The organism is Rhodanobacter sp. FW101-FHT13A11 (assembly GCF_058790335.1).
Genome location: NZ_JBYTCN010000033.1, coordinates 1 through 922 on the forward strand (window position 1 = coordinate 1; position 922 = coordinate 922).

The window sequence follows — 922 nt, forward strand, 5'->3', positions numbered from 1 at the left end:
TAGGGAAACTCTGATTTTGCCCAGCGGTCGAAGCCTGACCTGAGGATGGATGGTACGCGATGACGCCCAAGCAGATGAGCCTGTCGATGCAGCATGACGCCGGTTTCGAGCGGCACCGCAAGGCGACACGTCGCGACGTGTTTCTGGCGGAGATGGATCAGGTGGTGCCATGGGCGGAGCTGTGCGCGGTCATCGAACCGCACTACCCGAAGGAGCCCGTCGGCGGCGGTCGTCGCCCGGTGGGTCTGGAGCGGATGTTGCGCATCCACCTCCTGCAGCAGTGGTACGCGCTTTCCGATCCGGCGGTGGAAGAAGCGCTGTACGACTCGGCGGCGATGCGCCGGTTCGTGGGCATCGATCTGGGGCATGAGGGCGCGCCGGACGAGACGACGGTGTGCAAGTTTCGCCACCTGCTGGAGAAGCACGGCTTGGCCGATCAGTTGTTCACGGCGGTGGGCGAGCACCTGAAGCAGCACGGCATGAAACTATCGCAAGGCACCCTCGTGGACGCGACCATCATTGCGGCGGCGCCCTCGACGAAGAACAAGGACAAGCAACGCGACCCGGCGATGCACCAGACGAAGAAAGGCAACCAGTGGCACTTCGGCATGAAGGCGCACATCGGTGTCGACGAGCGCACGGGTCTGGTGCATACCGTGGTGAGTACGGCCGCCAATGTGGCGGACGTGGTCGAGGTGCCAAACCTGCTGCACGGCAAGGAGCGGCACGTTTTCGGTGACGCCGGCTACACCGGCGCGCCGAAGCGGGCGCCGAGACGCGGGCGGAAGTTCTGGATCGCGGCCAAGCGCAGCGTGGTGAAGGCGATCGAAGATCCCGCGCTGCGCGCGATCACCGAGCAACTGGAGCACGCCAAGGCCTCGATCCGTGCAGCGGTGGAGCATCCGTTCCGGGTGCTCAAGCG

General features: G+C 65.2%; 1 protein-coding gene. It reads left to right on the forward strand.

Annotation, left to right across the window (positions count from 1 at the left end):
• Window positions 1-86 precede the first annotated feature (86 nt).
• The coding region (locus tag AC3WRN_RS16695) for an IS5 family transposase (RefSeq protein ID WP_492623828.1) at window positions 87-922 on the forward strand (836 nt) is incomplete at its 3' end.